The organism is Curtobacterium sp. AC273 (assembly GCF_979253735.1).
In genome coordinates, this window is the sequence record NZ_CEEDDU010000004.1 from 38477 (window position 1) to 56279 (window position 17803).

Genomic DNA, 17803 nt, shown 5'->3' on the forward strand with positions numbered 1-17803 from the left:
GTCGAGTGCCGGATTCGATCTGCTATCCGTGGACTACGGACAGGCGCGGGTCATCAGCCGCGCAGACGACGAGGACGGGGTGTCCGATCTCGTTCGTGCGTACCTCCGCAGGCCCATCCCGGAACCACGGTCCATCCGCGCGGAGGAGTTCGCGGAGCTGCGCCGATCGTCGGAGGGGTACCTGCCTGAGCTCGCCGACCGCATTCGTTCGTCGGGCGGCCAGGTGCTCATCGAGCTCCCGCCCGCGATCCCGGTCGACCGGGTCGGTGGACCGGACGGTTGGCTCCTGAACCCGTTCGGCGCGTCGTTCGAGTCGAGGTCACTCCCGCCCAACGCCTTGTCGCTCCCGTCGAGCGTGCACCCGTACGTCACCGATGGCATCGTGCTCGTGCATGCGCAGATCACACTTCCGTGGTTCGGGCAGCCCGGCGGAGCAATCCGGTTCTCGATCGCCGACGACACCGTGACGATCCGGGATCTGCTCGTCAGCGGTCAGCTCCGCAGGATCACCGTCGGCGACTGATCCGACAGCAGCATCGGCGACCGCCGCGCGACCATCAGCCTCAACCGTTCGGGTTTGCCTCCGAAGGTCTTCATGCGGGCAGCGCCGCCTCCGAGAATGCTCGCCGAGAGTTCACCTCGAGCGCACACCGCTCGATGTCGGACACGGGGACCCGCGCGACCGTTGCGAACTGCACTGCCGGGGCGATGAACCGCCCGGCTCCGAACCACGCTCGGTGAGGGCGTCCCGCAGGCCGTCCATTTCAGGAGGTTCCGCTCGCTCTCCACACTCAGCGACATCCCGTCGGGGAGTTCCTCGGGGCGGTCGAGGAGCCAGTGCCCCCGCTCGAGGCCAGCCCGGGAGCGAAGGGCACCAGCCGCTGAAGCGGCGATCGCGCCGCGCGGCGTCCTCCCCTGCTTCGAACACCACCCCGGTCCAGTCACCGGATCCCCGGTCGCCTCTCCACGCGTGAACTGCTCCGTCTCGAACGACGTAGCGCTCCAGAGTCTCCTGATCGCCGAACTCGACGAGCCTCGGCTCGTCACGACCCGATCCTGTCCGGCGCGGCGCAGGAGGTCTTCGAGGAGTTCGAGGCACGGGATCGTGATGCGCTCGTCGCTCACGACAGGATCCCGAGATCGCGGAGGTCCGCAGCCGAGCGGAAACTCATGGGAGGACCGGGGTCGACGAACCTGACCTGAAGCCCTCCACCCGGATGCCCGAATGCCGGAGCGATCTCGCTCACCCTCGATCTTCAGACCCTGCCCGTCGAAAGTTGCAGCATCGAAGTCGTACGTCCGGTACGCATCGCTGAGGTTGGACGGTGGAAGGGCGCGCTGTTCGAACGAGGTCCCCGGGAACGAGAAGAAGTTGCCGGACTCCTTGCCGAGCCGGTCGAGTTGCGAACCGTACTGATCGACGAACCCGTACGGATCCACCCAGTCGACGCGGTGTCCGGCGACGGCACCGGCGTTGCCGGGGTACTCGGGCGCGTACGACTGCCAGTCGTCGTTCCAGTCGATGTACCGGTCTTCCCAGTCGTCCCTCGTGAGGTAGTTGCCGTCGGCGTCCTTGCCGTACAGACCGTTCGGATTGCCCCAGTCGTCGACGAGGGCCCGCACGTCGTCGCTCATCCCCGGGCCCGTGTACGTCGGGTCGTCGGGAGCTCGGTACTTCTCCCCGAGGTCGTCGAGGTGGAGGTGCGGCTGGCCGTAGTCGGGCCGCTCGGCACCGCCCCGGACCGACTCGTCACGCTCCCACCCAGGACCACTGCGGTCGTCGGAGAACACCGGGTCCGTCGAGCGGTCGTAGTGGTGCGGCGGCGGAGTACCGGGCGCGTCGTGCCCGTCGCCGTCCGGCCGACCACCGCCGTGATCGGCGTCCGTGCCGTGGCCCGAGCCGCCGTGCCCTGTTGAGTCCCCACCGTGCCCGACTGAGTCACCCCCCGTGCCCGACCCCGCCGTGCGACCCCGACGTCGAACCGCCGTCCCCCGTCGCAGTCTCCCCGTGCTCCCCGTGCCCGCCAGCACCGACGAGCGCCGGCTCCCGCTCCGGCACGTGCACCGTCGCGTCGCCGCCGTCCGCGTGCGCGTTGGCGTTCGCATCGCTCCCCGCCCGCACGTCCGTGTCCGCCTCGGACCGCACCGGCGGCGCTTCGACGCCGCCGTCGCCGTGCCGTCCGTGCAGGAAGTCGCCGAGCCCCGTCTGGAAGTCCGCGAGGCGTCCGGAGAACCCGTGCGCCGCGTCGCCGATCCCGGTCTTGATGATCCCCTTGAGGTCGCCGAGCTTGGGCAGCACCGCGGTCAGCCCCTTCGACGCCCACGCCCCGGCGTCGACGAGGTCGAGGTACTTCCCCGCCTTCCCGACGGCTCCGGCGACCTCGCCGACCTTGCCGGCCGCGCCGACCTTGCCCGCTTCGCCGGCGATCGGAATGACCAGCGAACCGATCCCCCAGAGCGCCTGCCCGAACGCGCGCCCGGGGTCCTTGCCCCACTCGTCCCAGCCGACGGTGGCCTTCAGGAGCTCGGTCCACGACTCGCGCTGCAGCTCGGGATCCTTCTGCATCGTCTTCGTGTTGAAGCCGGTGAGGGCGAGGATGCCGCTCCACGATGCCCCGGCGGTCTCCCAGTGGAACCCGGTGCCGTCGACGCCGATGAGGGTGCCGAGGCCCTTCACGGTGCCCCAGATCCCGTCGACGAGGACGCCCTTGACCATGTTCGGCAGGAAGTCGACGGTCTTCTCGGAGCAGGACTCCTTCCGGTCCGACGCCGACCCCCACGGCAGCTTCGTGCCGGCGGGCAGCTCCTTGTAGCCGTACCCGAGTCCGTCGTCCTTGCCGTCGGCGCTGATCGCGTGCAGCGGCGACAGGCCGGACAGTCCGCGGATGGTGTTCGCGCAGGTCCGTTCCGCCGCCTGGTACGCCACGACCTGCGCGGCGACGCCGTTGATGATCGCGTTGTTCTCGTCGGTGAGGGTCTCGTCCTGGTCCCACGACTCGACGGTCGCGGAGTGGCCGTACTCCGTCGTCATCGTCCCCGGCGTGAAGGCCGCGACGTCGCGGTGCAGCTGGTTGCCCCGCGTGACGTAGGACTTGAGCTTCGCGATGATCGGCGTGACCTCGGTGACGAAGTCGTCCAGCGCCTTCGCGGCGGTGTCCAGGTTGTCGCCGAACGAGGTGCCGTGCGGGCCGATGGGTGTCATCACGGCGTACAGCTGCTCGTCGGCCGGCCCGGAGTAGACCCCGGAGATCGGCTGCCACGCCGTCACGATGTCCGCCGTGCCGTCCCGCACCGCGCTCGCGACCGTCCGGAGCTCCTTCGCCCCGGAGGTGATGCCGGTGAGGTCGACGTCGGTGTACGGGATCTCCCCGACCTTGACGAGTCCGCTCATCGCTTGCTGTCCCCCGTTGTCTCAGTTCCCCGGCGCACCGTCGAACGCGGCGAAGTTCCCGCTGCTCGCAGCGGCGATCGCGTTCGCCTGCGTGGTCGACGCCATCTCGGCGTCACCGTGGTCGATGGCCCTGGTCGCTCCGGCAGCACCGAGCAGCGACGCCTGGATCCGGTTCTGGATCCCCGCCAGGGTCGGCTGCTGGTGCTCGAAGAACCCCGCGAGCGCTTCACCGATGACCTGCGACTGCGCAGCGGTGGCCGCGGCCTCGACGGTCGCGGCCACCCCCGGCTTGCTGCCGTCAGCTGAGCCGCCGAGGGCATCCGTCAATCGCCGTCGCCTTGGTGGCGACGGCGGTGAGGACGGTCTCGACGCCGGCCGGGTCGACGCTCCATCCGTTGACGGTCACGTCAGCCGATGTTGCCGACTGCCGACTTCGCCTTGCTGATCGCCGACTGCGCCGACTCGTCGTTCGACTGCAGCGACGCGCGCAGCGTGGCGATGATCTGCTTGACCTCGCCCGCGACGGTGTTCCACCGCTGCTCCTTGGCGTGGTACTCGTCCGAGACGCCGTCGGCCTGGTAGTCGGCCATCGCGGCCTTCACGTCCGAGTCGCGCTGGGCGATCAGCGACTCGAGCTGCGCCGCCACGGCGTTGAAGTTGTCCTGCGCGTTCTGCGACGCCGCGACGTCGTAGTCGCGACGGTCTGCCTGGTTGCCACCGCTCATGGTGTGTTCTCCCTCTCCCCGAAGATCCGTCAGGCGCGGCCGCTGAAGCGGGCCGCGTCGAAGTTCGAGCTGCCCTCGAGCGAGCTCGTGGACTGCGCCATGTCCTGGTCGCCTTCCTGGAACGAACGGTCCATGCCCGAGATGCCCTGCAGCACGCTCGCGAGCGCGCCGTTCAGCTCGTTGGCGATGGTGTCCGTCTCGGCCTTGAAGCGGTCGAAGGCCTGGCGGCCGGCACCGTTGAAGCGGCCCTGCAGCGGCTCGGCCGAGTCGGCCAGCTTCCGCACGAGCGTCCCCAGGTCACCCGAAGCGCCGGACGTCTGCTTGGTCAGGTTTGTGAGGACCTGTGCCCCCATTGCGAACTTCATCGCTCATCCTCTCTGTCTTTTCCCCCACCCCTCAACGGGTGACAGCGAACGTCAGCAGCCTAGACCACCACTCTGCGCACGCGTCACGCCCCGCTTCTGACATGATCGGACGTGCCGATGGGAGGTGAGGCATGTCGTCGATCGTGGTCGAGACCGTGGTCCCCGTGATGACCTGTGGTCGCTGCGGGGTCCCGTCGACACAGGGACAGCGCTTCTGCACCGACTGCGGTGCTCCTCCTCGGGCGCACCGTCGCCTCCGCCGAGTACGACGCCCTGCAGGGCGTCGCCCCCGCCGGCGCGGGTGCAGTCCTCCTCGCGCGGTTCGTCGACGTCGTCGTCGTCCTCCTCGGCGGCGCCGCGGGTGCCGCCCTCCTCTTCCTCGCGCACACCGCGGTCCCGTCCTCGGACCCGGTCGGCACGGCCGTCGCCGGAGCGGTCGCGGGGCTCGTCGTGACGGCCGCGATCGTGGTGATCCGTGCCCCCAGGACGGGTCGCGGGCTGGGCGGTCTGCTCCTCGGCACCCGCGTCGTCGACACGGACGACGCACTGCCCGCAGGACCGGTCCGGCAGATCGCACGGCTCGGCGGACGTCCGCACCGACGCGCGGCGGGGACCGGTCCCTGGGCCGCGGCGACCGGCACGCTGACCGCCGCGCTCCGGACCGGACGCGAGCCGCTCGACCCCGCGGTCCCCGCGCTCGGCACCGCCTTCGGTGCGGCCGCGTCGGCGGGTGTCCGTCCCGGGTCTGCTCCCTGCCTGGAGGCGCGGTGCAGGCCGGTCTCGACGCCACCCGTCGCGCAGGGTTCGGTCCCACCCCCGCGGCTGCCCAGCAGACCGGTCACGGCTTCGCCGAGGTGCCACCGCCGACCGCGCCGGTCGCGGACGACTCGGTGCCGGCCGACGCCGTCGTCCTGCGCTTCGACTCCGGGGCGGTGCACTGGTTCCACGGCACCTGCGTGATCGGCCGGAACCCCGAGGCCGAGCCGGGCGTCGCCACGGTCGCCGTGCCCGACCTGTCCCGGACGCTGTCGAAGACGCACGTCGCCCTCGTGCAGGCCACCGGGTTCGTCGTGCTCCGCGACCTCGGCTCGACGAACGGCACCTCGGTGATCCGTCCGGACGCCTCCTTCGAGGACCTCGTCCCCGGGGTGGACCTCCCCGTCCCCGCCGGCTCGACCGTCCGGATCGGCGACCACGCGTTCCTCGTCGACCGGACCGGAGCGACGACGTGACCCCGTTCCGCCGCGGTGGGCCGGTCGACGACCGCCCCACCGCGAAGCACCCGCTCGTCGACTCGGCGGGCGACGGCTGCGTCCGCTACGAGAGCCGGGCGGGCATCGTCCGGCTCGGCGGCGCCCAGGCGACCCTGCTCGCGACGGCCGCGGCCGAGGGCGCCCGTCCGGTCCTGGTGACCGACGGCCTGTCCGTCCTGACCGAGGGGTTCCGGCAGGCGCTCGTGGACAGTGGTGGCGCGTGGGTGGTGCGTGGGGACGACGGCCTCCGGAACGGTCTCGACGGACGACGGCTCGACGCGTTCACGGACGCCCCGCACGCCGGACCGCCCACGTCGGTCGAGGACGTCGCAGTCGGGTTCCTCCGCCCGTGGACTCCCACCGCTGACCAGCTCGTCGTCTCCGTGTCGGTCCGCCACCGCGCCGCCGAGGAGACCGTCCTGGGTGCCACCACCGAGCTGCTGGCGACGGAGCTCGCCGGTGCGGCACCCAGCGGCTGGGGCCCCCACGAGCCGGCCGGACGACCCTGGGATCGTCGTGCACTCACCGAGACTGCCCGGGGCCGGATGCCCGACCCGACGCGCCTGCTCGCCGTCGGCTCGGCTGCAGCGCCCCTCGCGGTGACGATCACGGCGCAGCGCACCGGGCAGGGCGTCGAGGAACTCACCACCGGTCTGCTCTCGGTCGGCGCCCTCGGGGACGCCGTCTCCGAGGTGCGCGTCGCCGCCGTCCCGCAGGTGCTGGGCCGGCTCGCGGCGACGCAGCTGCCGCTGTTCGCCTTGGTGCTCCGGCGCCCCGGCCGGGCCGACCTCGCGCAGGCACCGCGGCTGTCCGCTCCACCGCTGCCGGTCGCGATGCTCGTCGGCGCCCCGGCGGTCCGGCAGCTCGACCTCGACGTCGAGGGCATGCGGGACCGCTTCGGAGCGGTGATCGCCGGACGCCCGCGCATCCCGGCACTGGTCCTGCCGTTCGGACGGACCCCGGAGCGCAACCCGGTCGAGGAGCTCGCCGCGGTCATCGACCACATCGGGCGCGACCGCGTGGCCGACGCCGTCGGCATGGACGACCGGACGAGGGAGCAGGTGCAGCGTGCCACGGAACAGTGACTCGATCCTGCTCGAGAGCGTCTCGACGCACCGGCGCCGGCTCCGGCAGGCGTTCGTGCTCGGACGCCTCGCCGACCGCCGACTGGTGAACGACAACGTGAAGCGGTTCATCGGCAGCGTCGTGCTCGCCGCGGTCGTCGGGGTCGGGTGCCTCGGGTACTCGTTCGTCACGAACGCCCTGGCGCAACAGGCCGCTCAGCAGCAGGCGCAGCAGAACCCACTGTCGACGCTGACACCCACGCCGACGCCGACGCGGCCGACCCAGACCCAGCGGACCCAGACGCAGCCGGCACCGACGCAGCAGACGCCCACGCAGCAACAGCAACAACGGCAGCGGACGCTGCCGGCCGGAACCGCAGCAGGAGACCAAGTGACCGACTTCACCCGCGTGACCGTCGTCGGGGCCGGCCGTCGCGCCGACGTCGTCGTCGCCTCCGACGAGCCGTTCGCCGGACTGCTGCCGCGACTGGTCGACATCCTCGACGAGCCGATCGCGGACAGCGCGCACCCGGTCACCCTCGTGCGGGTCACCGGCGAAGAGGTCTCCCTCGCCGGGGACGCCGCCTCGCAGGAGATCGCCGACGGCGAGGTCCTGCACGTCGTCCGCCGCGCCGACGCCCCGCCGCCCCCCGAGGTCTCCGACGTGACCGATGCCGTGGCCGACTCGCTCGGTCGCCGCTCGGACGGCTGGGGCACGGCCGCTCGGCAGTCCGTCGCGCCGCAGCGGTCGGGGCCACCGCCTCGGTCGTCGGCACCCTCGTGGTCGCGGCGTTCACGGTCGCCTCCGTGCGGGCCGCGTTCGACGGTGGGACCGTTCCCCCGCGCTCCTGCCGTCCGTGCTCGTCGGCAGCGGCGTGGTCCTGGCGATCGCGGCCCTCGTCGCCGGCCGCGCCGGAGCCCGGTGGACCGGCATCGCCCTCACCGCCGCGGCGACCGGACTCGCGCTGCCGATCGGGCTGGCGGTCGGGCCGGTGGTCGGCCGCGAGGGCGACCAGCCCGCGATGGTCGCCGGACTCGTGCTCGTCTGGGCGTGGATCGCGCTCGGCCTCGGGCTCGGCGTCGGGCAGCGCACCCGCACGATCGGCGTCGCGGCCGTCGTCGGCGTCGTGCTCCCCCTGCTCGGCATGGTCACCTGGCTGACCCCGGCACCGCAGGCCGCCGGCTGGGGTGTCGTCGGGATCGCCGCGATCGTCGTCTGCGGGCTGCTGCCGTCGGTCGCGATGTCGTCCGCCGGGCTCACCGGCCTCGACGACCGGGTGAGCGGCGGCGACCCCGTCGCCCGCGATCGCGTGGTCACCGCGCTCGACGACGCCTACCGGGCGCTCGACTGGACGACCGCCGCGGTGGCCGCCCCCATCGCCCTCGCCGGAGCGGCGCTGGTCTCCGACGCTGACCCGTGGGCCGTCGGTCTCGGCGCCGCCGTCGTCGTCGTGGCCGCACTCCGGACCCGGGCCTTCCCGCTGACGCTGCAGGGCGTGCTGCTCTGGAGCGCCGTCGTCGTCGCCGCCGTGCTCGGACTGCTCGGGCACGCCGCCACGGCACCGTTCCAGGTCCTCGGGGCCCTCGCCGGACTCGGCGTGCTCGGCGCCCTGCTCGCCGGGGTCCGTCCGGCCGCGCACCAGCGGGCTCGACTGCGGTCGATCGGCAACGTGCTCGAGACCGTGTCGGTCGTCGTGGCACTGCCGCTCCTGCTCGGCACGTTCGGCCTGTTCGCCGCGCTGCTGGAGACCTTCCTGACCATGCGGCTCCTCGACGACGTGGTCCCCGCACTCGGCCGGGCCTTCTTCGGCAGCGTGGCCGGTGGGGCGCGCGAGCTCGACGACGCGCACCGGGCGATCCGGCAGGGCGTGCCGACCAGCCGGCGCATCGCGTTCGCCTCGCTCCGGGGCGGCACCGGCTGCTCCGCGACCGCAGCGGCCGTGGCCACCGTGCTGGCACGCCGGCGCTCCGGTCGGGTGCTGGGCGTGGACGGCGCAGCCGGCCTCCGCTCGTTCGCGGTGCACGCGGGCGCGGACCGGACGGCACCGACGCCGCGGTCCGAGCGCCGTGACGCGGCGAGGACGTCCTGGGACGCGACCGACGGTCTGGCGGTGACCCCCGTCGGGGCTGCACGTGCTCCGGATCGGCGACCCGCGCCTCCCGAGCCGACAGGCCGCACCCGCCGAGTGGACGGACGCCGTCGACCCGATCGCCCGCTTCTTCGACGTCGTCGTCGGGGACTGGGGCTCCCGGAGCCCGTTCGTCGACCTCGGCGCCGTCGCGGCGGACGCGCACGTCGTCGCCCTCGTCACCGGACCGGACCGCGCCGCGATCGAGGAGGGCGTGGCCCACGCCGACGCCGTCCGCCGGCACGCACCGGACACGCGCGTCCTGGTCGTGCCCGTGGACACCACGGGCACCGGGCTGCGCGCCGCCCGCACGGCCGCCGCGTGGGCCCGGCCACGCGGTGCACCCGGTCCCCGGCGACCCGAGCGTCACCGGTGGCGGCGACCGCCCCACCGCGTCGCGGATCGCCCTCATCCAGCTCACCGCGGCACTCGTCGAGGCGGCGGTCGACCGTCGTCCCGACCAGCACGCCGACCGCACCGCCCCGGAGGTGACCCGGTGAACCGCATCGTGCACCGACCCGCTCGGGTCTCCACGCCGCTCGTCCGCCCCGACGCGGAGCAGCTCGCCCCGCCGCCGCAGCTGCCGGAGGGGCCGAGCGGCGGGATCCCGCTGCAGTCGCTGCTGCCGGTGGTCGGCGCGATCTCGTCCGTCGTGATGATGGTCGTGCTGCGCGGCAACAACCCCGTGCTCATGGTCGTCGCCGCCCTGGTCTTCGTGGTCGCGCTCGTCGGCGGCCTCGGCATGGCGTTCACCCAGCGCGGCAACGCCGTCCGGAACCGTCGCACCCAGCGCGAGCGCTACCTCGACTACCTCGAGGAGCTCCGCGGCGACCTCCGCACCCGCACGACCGCCGTCCGCGAGCGCGCCGAGCACGTCGACCCGTCGCCGGACACGCTCCCCCGCCTGGTCGGCGACCCGGCCCGGCTGTGGGAGCGGCGACGCACGCACGGCGACTTCCTGCGGGTCCGTGTCGGCTCGGGCGACGTCGGCTGGCTCGACCTCGCGGTGCCGCCGGACCAGAACCCGGTCCAACCGCTCGACCCCCTCATGCTGGCCGAGCTCGAGCAGGTCGCCGAGCACTACGGCACCGTGCACGCCATGCCGATCGCGATCCGCCTCGACGACGCGGGGGACGTCTCGGTCGTCGGTGACCGCGACGCGGTGCTCGACGTCGCGCGGGCCCTCGTCGCGCAGCTCGCGGCGCTGCACGCGCCGGAGGACCTGCACCTCGCCGCAGCGTTCCCCGCCGAACGCGCCGCCGACTGGGAGTGGTTCGACCTGCTGCCGCACGCCCGCATGGACCGGACCTTCGACGGACCGCTGCGCGCGCGTCGGGTCGCCGAGGACGTCCCGACGCTGGCGCGCACGCTCGCCGGCGAGCTCGGCGAACGCGCCCGCACCGCTGCGATGTACCGACGGTCGGGCGACTCGGCCAAGCGCAGCGACCTGCCGCGCCTGGTCGTCTTCGCGGACGAGCACGGCACCGTCGCGGTGCCGCTCGCGCTGCCCGAGGGCGAGACCCGTCCGGAGGACCTCCGGATCACGGTGGTCCACCTCGTCGCCGACCGGCTGCACGAGCCGTCGGACGTGCGGGTGCGGGTGACCGCGCGGTCGGACGCTGCCGAGGGCACCGGGACCGGGACCGGGACCGGGACCGGGACCGGGACCGGGACCGGGACCGGGACCACGCTCCTCGAGATCGTCGACGCCCGCGACGTCGAAGAGGGCGAGCCGGCCCCCGTGCAGACCGCGGTCTGCGACCCCGTCGCCCCCACGCTCGTCACCGCCGTCGCCCGCGCCCTCGCCCCGCTCCGCCTCTCCGCCGACGCCGAGGAACGCGCGGAGTCGTCGGCCGCCATCGGCGTGACCGACCTGCTCGGCGTCGACGACGTCACGACCATCGACCCGGACCGGACCTGGCGCCCGCGTGCCCCGCGGGACTTCCTGCGCGTGCCGATCGGCGTCGACGACTTCGGTGCCCCGCTGCTGCTCGACCTCAAGGAGTCGGCGCAGCTCGGCATGGGACCGCACGGCATCTGCATCGGCGCGACCGGCTCGGGCAAGAGCGAGATGCTCCGGACGCTCGTGCTCGGACTCGCGGTCTCCCACCCGCCCGAGGACCTCGCGATGATCCTGGTCGACTACAAGGGCGGCGCGGCGTTCGCGCCGTTCGCCCGACTGCCGCACGTCGCGGGGCTCATCGACAACCTCGCCGACGACCCGCAGCTCACCCGCCGCGCTCGTGCGTCGATCGCCGGTGAGGTCCGGCGGCGTCAGGAGATGCTCCGCGACGCCGGGGCCGCACCGTCGATCACGCACTACCGCGAGCTCCGCACGCAGCGCCCCGACCTGCCGCCGATGCCACACCTCGTGCTCGTGATCGACGAGTTCGGCGAGCTGCTCACCGCGGAACCCGAGTTCGTCGACCTGCTCCTGATGATCGGCCGCATCGGTCGGTCGATCGGTGTGCACCTGCTCCTGTCGAGCCAGCGCATCGAGGCCGGCAAGCTCCGCGGGCTCGACACCTACCTGTCGTACCGGCTCGGCCTCCGCACGTTCTCCGAGGCGGAGAGCCAGGTCGTGCTCGACACCGGCGACGCGTTCCACCTGCCCGCCGTCCCCGGGTACGGCTACCTCAAGGTCGACACGAGCGTCTACACCCGCTTCCGGTCGGGCTACGTGTCCGGCCCCGTCGAGGACGCCACCCCCGCCGCGGCCGCGGTGACCTCGTCCGCCGACACCGCCCCCGAGCCCTTCGTCCTGCCCGTGTACAACACGCTGGCGTCCGAGGACGAGGACACGGGCGAGACGACGCTCGAGACGCCGGACGTCGGCCGGAGCGTCGTCGACGAGGCCGTCGAGCGCCTCGGCCGCGGCGACCGGGCCACCACGCCGGTGTGGCTGCCGCCGCTGCCGACGCGACTGGCGCTCGGCGCCGTGCTCGACCCGAATGCCGAGACCGACCCCGTCGGCATCACGGTGCCGATCGGGCTGCTCGACGACCCGGCGCGCCAGCGGCAGCGCCCGTGGATGCTCGACCTCACGCAGGGCGGCGGGCACGTCGCCGTGATCGGCGCGCCGGGTTCCGGCCGGACCACCTTCCTCCGCACCGTCGCCGCGTCGATCGCGCTCACGACGACACCCCGGCAGGTCAGCGTCTACGGCATGGACCTCGCCGGCGGCGGCCTCGGTCGCATCGAGGGCTTCCCGCACGTCGGTGGCGTCGCGACCCGCGCGGACCGGAACCGCCTGCTCCGCCTGGTCGAGGAGCTGCAGGCGATGATCCGGCTGCGCGAGCGGGTCTTCCGCGACCACGGCATCGACTCCCTCGCGATGCTCCGCAGCCGGCACGCCGCGGGCCGGGTCCCCGAGCTGGGATCGGCGGACGTCGTGCTCCTCGTCGACGGGTTCGGGGTGATGCGCACCGAGTTCGAGGAGCTCGAGGACGCGTTCGGCGACCTGCTCCAGCGCGGCGGCAGCTTCGGCATCCACGTCGTCGTCGGCCTCACCCGCTGGAACGAGCTGCGGCTCGCGAACCAGCCGCTCATCGGCCAGCGCTTCGAGCTGCGGCTCAACGACCCGGCCGACTCGACGATCGCCCGGGCCGCCGCCGCGACGCTGAAGTCCGGCGAGCCCGGCCGCGTGCTCACCGGCGACGAGCTGTTCGGGCAGGTCGCGCTGCCGGTGCTCGACGACGTGGACGACGGTGCGGTCGGCGACGAGCTCGCCGCCCTCGCCCAGCGCGTCGCGGACAGCTGGGGCGGGCCCGCAGCCGCGCCGATCCGCCTGCTGCCGGAGTCGTTCGACCCCGCCGAGCTGCCGGACCCGCTCGCGACTCCGACCACGGTGCCGTTCGCGCTCCGCCAGGACACCATGGACTTCGTGGCGTTCGACCCCGCGGTCGACCAGCACCTCCTGGTGTTCGGCGACACGGCGAGCGGCAAGACCGCGCTCCTCCGCGGCCTCGCGGCGGGCTTCATGGAGCGCTCGACGCCGGACGAGCTCGTCCTCGCCTTCATGGACGTCCGCGGTGGCGCCGCCGCGGGCACCCCGGACGACTTCCTCGGCGGTCACGCCGCGAACGAGCGCGACGCTCGCGGGCTCGCGGCCGCGATCGCCGCGGAGCTCGAGCAGCGCGCCGCCGGCACCTCCACCGGGCCGCGCCCGCGCATCGTGGTGCTCGTCGACGACTACGACATCGTGGCCTCGGCCGGCACCGACCCGCTCGCGCCGCTCATGCCGTACCTGCCCTCGGCGCGTGACCTCGGTCTGCACGTCGTGCTGACCCGTCCGGTGGCCGGAGCCGCCCGCGCGATGTACGACACCGTGATCCAGTCGATCCGCGACTCCGGCGCGACCGGGCTCGTGCTGAGCGGCGAGCGGTCCGAGGGGCAGGTGTTCCCGAAGGTCTACGCGGAGCAGTTCCCGCCGGGCCGCGGGCGGCTCGTCCGAGCGCGGCACGGCCCCGCGCATCGTGCAGGTCGCCCACTTCCCCGCGGCCACGACCGTCGCACCGGTGCAGGCCGACCCCGCCGGTCAGACGACCGTGCTCGACCCGAAGGGAGCCGTCGATGCCCCGTGAGGTGATCATCCTGTCCGCGGAGCCCCCGACGTCGCTCGCGCTCGTCGAGGCCGGCGCGGACATCGCTCCCGAGCTGCGGGCCCGGACGCTCGAACGCGTCGTCACCGAGTTCGTCGACGACCGCGGGTCCGCCGTCCTGAGCGTCCAGGTGCCCGAACGCGTCGAGAACCCGGCGGAGCTCGCACGACTCGCCCCGTGGGCCACGCTCGAGGCACCGGTCTGGTGGACCGACGCCTGGGTTCCCTGGGGAGCTGCGGGCGAGGTGGGCGTCGCGATCGTCCGCGCCTTCGCCGCAGCCGTCGACGCCCAGCTGATCGTGGAGGACGGCACGTGAGCACGCTCCCCCGAACTCCGCGCTGCCCCCGAACTCCGCCCCGCCCCCGACCTCGGCCCCGCTCCCGCCGATGCCCGGCTCGCGGCGCGCCGCCGTCCAGCGCGCCCGGACGGTGCTCGTCGCGGGCGTCGCCGGCGGCACCGGGACCACGACCGTCGCGGCGCTCCTCGCCGACGCGGTCGGCGGTCGCCTGGGCGTCGTGGTGCAGGCGACGGACCACTCCGGTGGCGAGCTCGCCGCGCGGCTCCCCGTGCTGCAGAACGCGACCTCTCACGCGTGACCGTGCACGACACGGGCGCGCACGTCGGCCCCGCCGCGGTGCTCGCGGCCACGCCGGAGAACAGCCTCGTCGTGGTCGGACGGGCCACCGGTGACGGTGTCGAGGACGTCCGGGCGGCGCTCGCCTCCCCTCGCCGATTCCCCCGACCCGACGCTCCTGGCGCGCTCGGTGGTGGTGCTCGTCGACCGGGCCGCGAAGCCGACGCCGGTCGAGACGCGACCGTCCGCGACGCCGGGGTCGCCGGCGTGTTCGTGCTCCGCGCCGACCGCGCCCTCGGCCGTCCCGGCCGCATCGACGTCGCCGGCCTGGGCCGGCCCACGATCACGACGGTGTCGGACCTGCTGACGGCGCTCGGCTGGTAGACGCGACCGACAGACGGACGGGAGGCACGGTGCCAGCTGGCAACGTGCCTCCCGTCCGTGCAGTGGGACGTCGCTAGACGCGCGCGGAACGCACCCGGTCCACGAACGCGGCGCGCAGCGGGTGCTGCTCGTCGAGCCCCGTGATCGCCGTCACGACGTCCGCGTCGGAGCGGTCCGACCGCAGCAGCGTCTGCAGCTCGACGCTCTGCTCGTCGTCCGCGACGTCGAAGCGGAGCGCCGCACCCATCGCGTCGAGCAGCGCCGTCGGCTCCGTGCCGTCCTCGGCGAGGGCTGCGGCGGGCGAGACGAAGCGCTCGTCGCGGGAGAGCTCCCGGAGCGGCTGACGGCCGACACGGGTCACCGTGTCGGGCAGGTGCGGGTTCTCGAACCGGCCGATGATCGCCTGCACGTACGACGCGGTGGACCTCGGGTCGAGCTCGTGGCGACGGACGAGCAGGTCGCCGGTCTCGGCGAGCACGGACTCGAGCTCCGACCGGACCGCGGGGATCGCGATGGCGTCGGAGATCTTGTCCGCCCCCGCGAGGAAGCCGTGGTAGGCGACCGTGGCGTGCCCGGTGTTGACCGTGAAGAGCTTGCGCTCGATCGACGCCGCGAGGCCGTCGACGTAGTGCGCGCCCGGGATCTCCGGCTCGTTCCCACCGAACGGCGTGCGATCGATGGCCCACTCGAAGTAGGTCTCCACCGTGACGTCGAGTTCGCCGTCGGCGGACTGCGCCGGCACGATGCGGTCGACCGCGGTGTTCGCGAAGACGGCCTTCGCGAGCGCCTGGTCGCGGGACTCGGTCGGCAGGGCGTCGACGATGAACTCGCGGAGGCGGTCGGTCGCGTTGATGGCGTTCTCGCACGCCATCACCGTGAGGGGTGCGGCGGCGGCGTCGCGGGCGACGAGCGCGCGGGCGATGACCGGGGCGATGAACTTGAGCACGGTCGGACCGACCGCGCAGGTGACGATGTCGGCAGCGGCGACCTCGGCGATGACGCCGGCTTCGTCCCGGCGCTGTTCACCGCGCGGAAGTCCGTGACCACGTGGTCCGTCGCGCCGGCACCGACCTCGTGCACGGTGTACGAGTCGGCGGCCGCGAGGGCGTCGATGAGCGGTGCAGCCGACGTCGGCGAAGACGACCTCGTACCCGGCTTCGTGCAGGAGCAGTCCGACGAAGCCGCGGCCGATGTTGCCGGCGCCGAAGTGGACGGCGGTACGGGTGCTCACTGTTGACCTCGCCGAGGATCGACAGGATCGCGGCGGTGTCCGGGGCGTCGGTGAGCTTCTGGACCTCGTCCTCGTCGGAGAACACGATCGCGATCTTCGACAGGATGTCGAGGTGCTCGTTGTTGACGCCGGCGATGCCGACGACGAAGCGGACGGGGTTGCCGTCCCAGTCGATCGGGGTCGCGTAGCGGATGAACGAGAGCGCGGACGACTTGATGGCGTCCTTCGCGTCGTTCGTGCCGTGCGGGATGGCGAGGAAGTTCCCCATGTACGTCGAGACGCTCTTCCTCGCGCTCGAGCATCGCCGGGTAGTAGTCCGCCGTGACCGCGCCTGCAGCCTCGAGGATCTCGGCCGCCTCCTTCATCGCCTCCGACTTGGTCGGGGCGGTGTCCTCGGTGTGGATGCGGATCTGGCTCTCCTGCAGGACGGGCATCGGGGTTCTCCTTGGTGTTCGAGGACGTGGTGGAGGGGACGGGTCTGTACCCGTCCCCTCCGATACTGCACTTCGTTACTGGTTGTGGCGTTACTGGTTCTTGAGCTGCTCGACGACCTGGTCGTACTGCGGGGCGTTCATGAAGTTGCCGACCGACACGTGCTGCGCGTTCGGGTTCTTCTGCTTCGCGCGGTCCGTCAGTTCCTCCTGCGTGATGATGAGGTCCTCGTCACCGGTCAGGTTCGCGATCGCCTTGTTGACGACCGTGACCCCTTCGATGCCGGCGCTTCTTCACCTTGTTGCGGAGGACGCTGGCGCCCATCGCGCTCGAGCCCATGCCGGCGTCGCACGCGAAGACCACGTTGCGGACCTTCGTCGCGGTGGCCGTACCGGCGCCGACGCCGCCGAGGGCGGCCTCCGACTCCTGCTCGTTCGCCGGGCTGTTGTTGCCGAGGAGACCCGAGGTCGCGGAGTTGACGTCGCGGCCCTTGTTCGCCTGGAGCTTGGCCATCGCCGCGCTCATGTCGCCACCGGTGCCGGAGGCGAGGTCACGCTTGCGGGTCGCGATGAGGAAGAACGACGCGACCGCGAACGAGACCGCGGCGGACAGGATGACCGACAGGATGACGCCGAGGAAGCTGTCCTTCGCGGTCGCACCGAGCACCGCGAAGATCGATCCGGGGGACGCCGGGGCGACGAGTCCGGAGTGGAACGCGACGTTGGTCGCGACGCCCGTGGCACCACCGAGGATGACGGCGATGAACAGGATCGGCTTCTGCAGCACGTACGGGAAGTAGATCTCGTGGATGCCGCCGAGGAACTGGATGATGATCGCGCCGGGAGCGGTCGAGCGGGCGATGCCGACACCGAAGAACGTGAAGGCGAGGAGGATGCCGAGGCCGGGGCCGGGGTTCGCCTCGAGGAGGAACAGGATCGACTTGCCGGATTCCTGCACCTGCTGCGCGCCGAGCTGGTCGAGCACACCGTGGTTGATCGCGTTGTTCAGGAAGAACACCTTGGCCGGCTCGATGATGACGCTGGCGAGCGGCAGCAGGGAGTGCTGGACGAGGAAGTTCACCGCGTCGCCGAGGCCCTCGGCGATGAGCTTGAACAGCGGGGCGAGCCAGAAGAACCCGACCATCGCGAGCCCGAAGCCGAGGATGCCGGCCGCGTAGTTGTTCACGAGCATCTCGAAGCCCGGCTTGATCTTGCCGTCCCAGATCTTGTCGATCTGCTTGATGAGGTACGCGCCGAGGGGGCCGCAGATCATCGCGCCGAGGATCATCGTCGTGCCGTTGGCGCCGATGATGACACCCATGGTCATGATCGAGCCGACGACGGCGCCGCGGGTCTCGTAGACCATCCGGCCACCCTGGATCGCGATCGCGAGCGGGATGAGGTAGGTCAAGATCGGACCGACGAGCCCGACGTTCGCCACGCCGCCCGTCTCACCGAAGCCGCCGAGGATGCCCACGGGCGTCCAGCCGGTCTCGATGAAGAAGGCGGTGATGATGCCCCACGCGATGAAGATCGCGATGTTGGGCATGACCATGCCGGAGAGGAACGTGCCGAACTTCTGAACGGCGACGCGTGCGCCGCCCCGCGACTTCGCGGGTGCGTCGGGCGCTGCAACGGACGACGTTGTCATGTGC

16 protein-coding genes and 2 pseudogenes are annotated in these 17803 nt (G+C 72.7%); 10 read left to right on the forward strand and 8 right to left on the reverse strand.

Annotation, left to right across the window (positions count from 1 at the left end; genetic code table 11):
- Positions 1-28: 28 nt before the first annotated feature.
- Entirely contained in the window at positions 29-523 is a 495-nt protein-coding gene (locus ACZ8AI_RS05975) for a TNT domain-containing protein (RefSeq protein ID WP_464857272.1), read from the forward strand.
- Here the strand turns inward: ACZ8AI_RS05975 and ACZ8AI_RS05980 are convergent.
- The 5 genes from ACZ8AI_RS05980 to ACZ8AI_RS06000 form a co-directional block, all read right to left on the reverse strand.
- Positions 493-1791 (reverse strand): TNT domain-containing protein, encoded by a 1299-nt coding sequence (locus tag ACZ8AI_RS05980; protein ID WP_464857274.1) that lies wholly within the window; start codon positions 1789-1791, stop codon positions 493-495. The two genes, ACZ8AI_RS05975 and ACZ8AI_RS05980, sit on opposite strands and share 31 nt — an antisense overlap.
- A 148-nt stretch (positions 1792-1939) precedes the next feature.
- Complete coding sequence (locus tag ACZ8AI_RS05985) at positions 1940-3391, reverse strand: hypothetical protein (RefSeq protein WP_464857276.1); 1452 nt, start codon at positions 3389-3391, stop codon at positions 1940-1942.
- Positions 3392-3412: 21 nt separating this feature from the next.
- A complete protein-coding gene (locus tag ACZ8AI_RS05990; protein ID WP_464857278.1) occupies positions 3413-3673 on the reverse strand; it encodes a DUF6507 family protein in 261 nt (86 codons plus the stop codon).
- A 125-nt stretch (positions 3674-3798) separates the two neighbouring features.
- The gene (locus tag ACZ8AI_RS05995; protein ID WP_027466434.1) at positions 3799-4116 is read right to left on the reverse strand and encodes a pore-forming ESAT-6 family protein; all 318 of its coding nucleotides are present in this window, start codon (positions 4114-4116) and stop codon (positions 3799-3801) included.
- Between the two features lie 29 nt (positions 4117-4145).
- Complete coding sequence (locus tag ACZ8AI_RS06000; protein WP_027466433.1) at positions 4146-4481, reverse strand: WXG100 family type VII secretion target; 336 nt, start codon at positions 4479-4481, stop codon at positions 4146-4148.
- Between the two features lie 228 nt (positions 4482-4709).
- On the opposite strand from ACZ8AI_RS06000, the gene ACZ8AI_RS06005 reads away from it, so the two are divergent.
- From ACZ8AI_RS06005 to ACZ8AI_RS06045, 9 genes and pseudogenes are all read left to right on the forward strand, one after another.
- Positions 4710-5441 (forward strand): hypothetical protein, encoded by a 732-nt coding sequence (locus ACZ8AI_RS06005; RefSeq protein WP_464857281.1) that lies wholly within the window; start codon positions 4710-4712, stop codon positions 5439-5441.
- On the forward strand, positions 5414-5713 hold the full coding sequence (locus tag ACZ8AI_RS06010) for an FHA domain-containing protein (RefSeq protein ID WP_464857283.1): 300 nt from the start codon (positions 5414-5416) through the stop codon (positions 5711-5713). The genes ACZ8AI_RS06005 and ACZ8AI_RS06010 overlap by 28 nt, the downstream gene beginning before the upstream one ends.
- Positions 5710-6819, forward strand: a complete 1110-nt coding sequence (locus ACZ8AI_RS06015; protein ID WP_464857285.1) for a DUF6177 family protein — start codon at positions 5710-5712, stop codon at positions 6817-6819. Before ACZ8AI_RS06010 ends, ACZ8AI_RS06015 begins: the two co-directional genes overlap by 4 nt.
- 388 nt (positions 6820-7207) lie before the next feature.
- Positions 7208-7408: pseudogene (locus ACZ8AI_RS06020) on the forward strand (EsaB/YukD family protein); the annotation flags it as partial.
- 61 nt (positions 7409-7469) lie between these two features.
- The gene (locus ACZ8AI_RS06025; protein ID WP_464857287.1) at positions 7470-9419 is read left to right on the forward strand and encodes a hypothetical protein; all 1950 of its coding nucleotides are present in this window, start codon (positions 7470-7472) and stop codon (positions 9417-9419) included.
- Positions 9420-9423: 4 nt separating this feature from the next.
- On the forward strand, positions 9424-13515 hold the full coding sequence (gene eccCa / locus ACZ8AI_RS06030; protein WP_464857289.1) for a type VII secretion protein EccCa: 4092 nt from the start codon (positions 9424-9426) through the stop codon (positions 13513-13515).
- Positions 13500-13844, forward strand: coding sequence for a hypothetical protein (locus ACZ8AI_RS06035; protein WP_464857291.1), 345 nt, complete (start codon positions 13500-13502; stop codon positions 13842-13844). Before eccCa ends, ACZ8AI_RS06035 begins: the two co-directional genes overlap by 16 nt.
- Positions 13845-13914: 70 nt before the next feature.
- The gene (locus tag ACZ8AI_RS06040; RefSeq protein ID WP_464857293.1) at positions 13915-14124 is read left to right on the forward strand and encodes a hypothetical protein; all 210 of its coding nucleotides are present in this window, start codon (positions 13915-13917) and stop codon (positions 14122-14124) included.
- Positions 14121-14486, forward strand: coding sequence for a hypothetical protein (locus ACZ8AI_RS06045; protein WP_464857295.1), 366 nt, complete (start codon positions 14121-14123; stop codon positions 14484-14486). The genes ACZ8AI_RS06040 and ACZ8AI_RS06045 overlap by 4 nt, the downstream gene beginning before the upstream one ends.
- Before the next feature lie 73 nt (positions 14487-14559).
- Here the strand turns inward: ACZ8AI_RS06045 and ACZ8AI_RS06050 are convergent, their stop codons facing one another.
- The 3 genes and pseudogenes from ACZ8AI_RS06050 to ACZ8AI_RS06060 all read right to left on the reverse strand — a co-directional run bounded on the left by ACZ8AI_RS06050 (position 14560) and on the right by ACZ8AI_RS06060 (position 17799).
- Positions 14560-15717 carry a mannitol-1-phosphate 5-dehydrogenase gene (locus tag ACZ8AI_RS06050; RefSeq protein WP_464857297.1) on the reverse strand — a complete coding sequence of 386 codons (1158 nt, stop codon included), beginning with the start codon at positions 15715-15717 and terminating at the stop codon, positions 14560-14562.
- Between the two features lies 1 nt (position 15718).
- Positions 15719-16151, reverse strand: a pseudogene (locus ACZ8AI_RS06055) (PTS sugar transporter subunit IIA); the annotation flags it as partial.
- A 229-nt stretch (positions 16152-16380) separates the two neighbouring features.
- Positions 16381-17799 (reverse strand): PTS mannitol transporter subunit IICB, encoded by a 1419-nt coding sequence (locus ACZ8AI_RS06060; RefSeq protein WP_464857299.1) that lies wholly within the window; start codon positions 17797-17799, stop codon positions 16381-16383.
- Positions 17800-17803 lie beyond the last annotated feature (4 nt).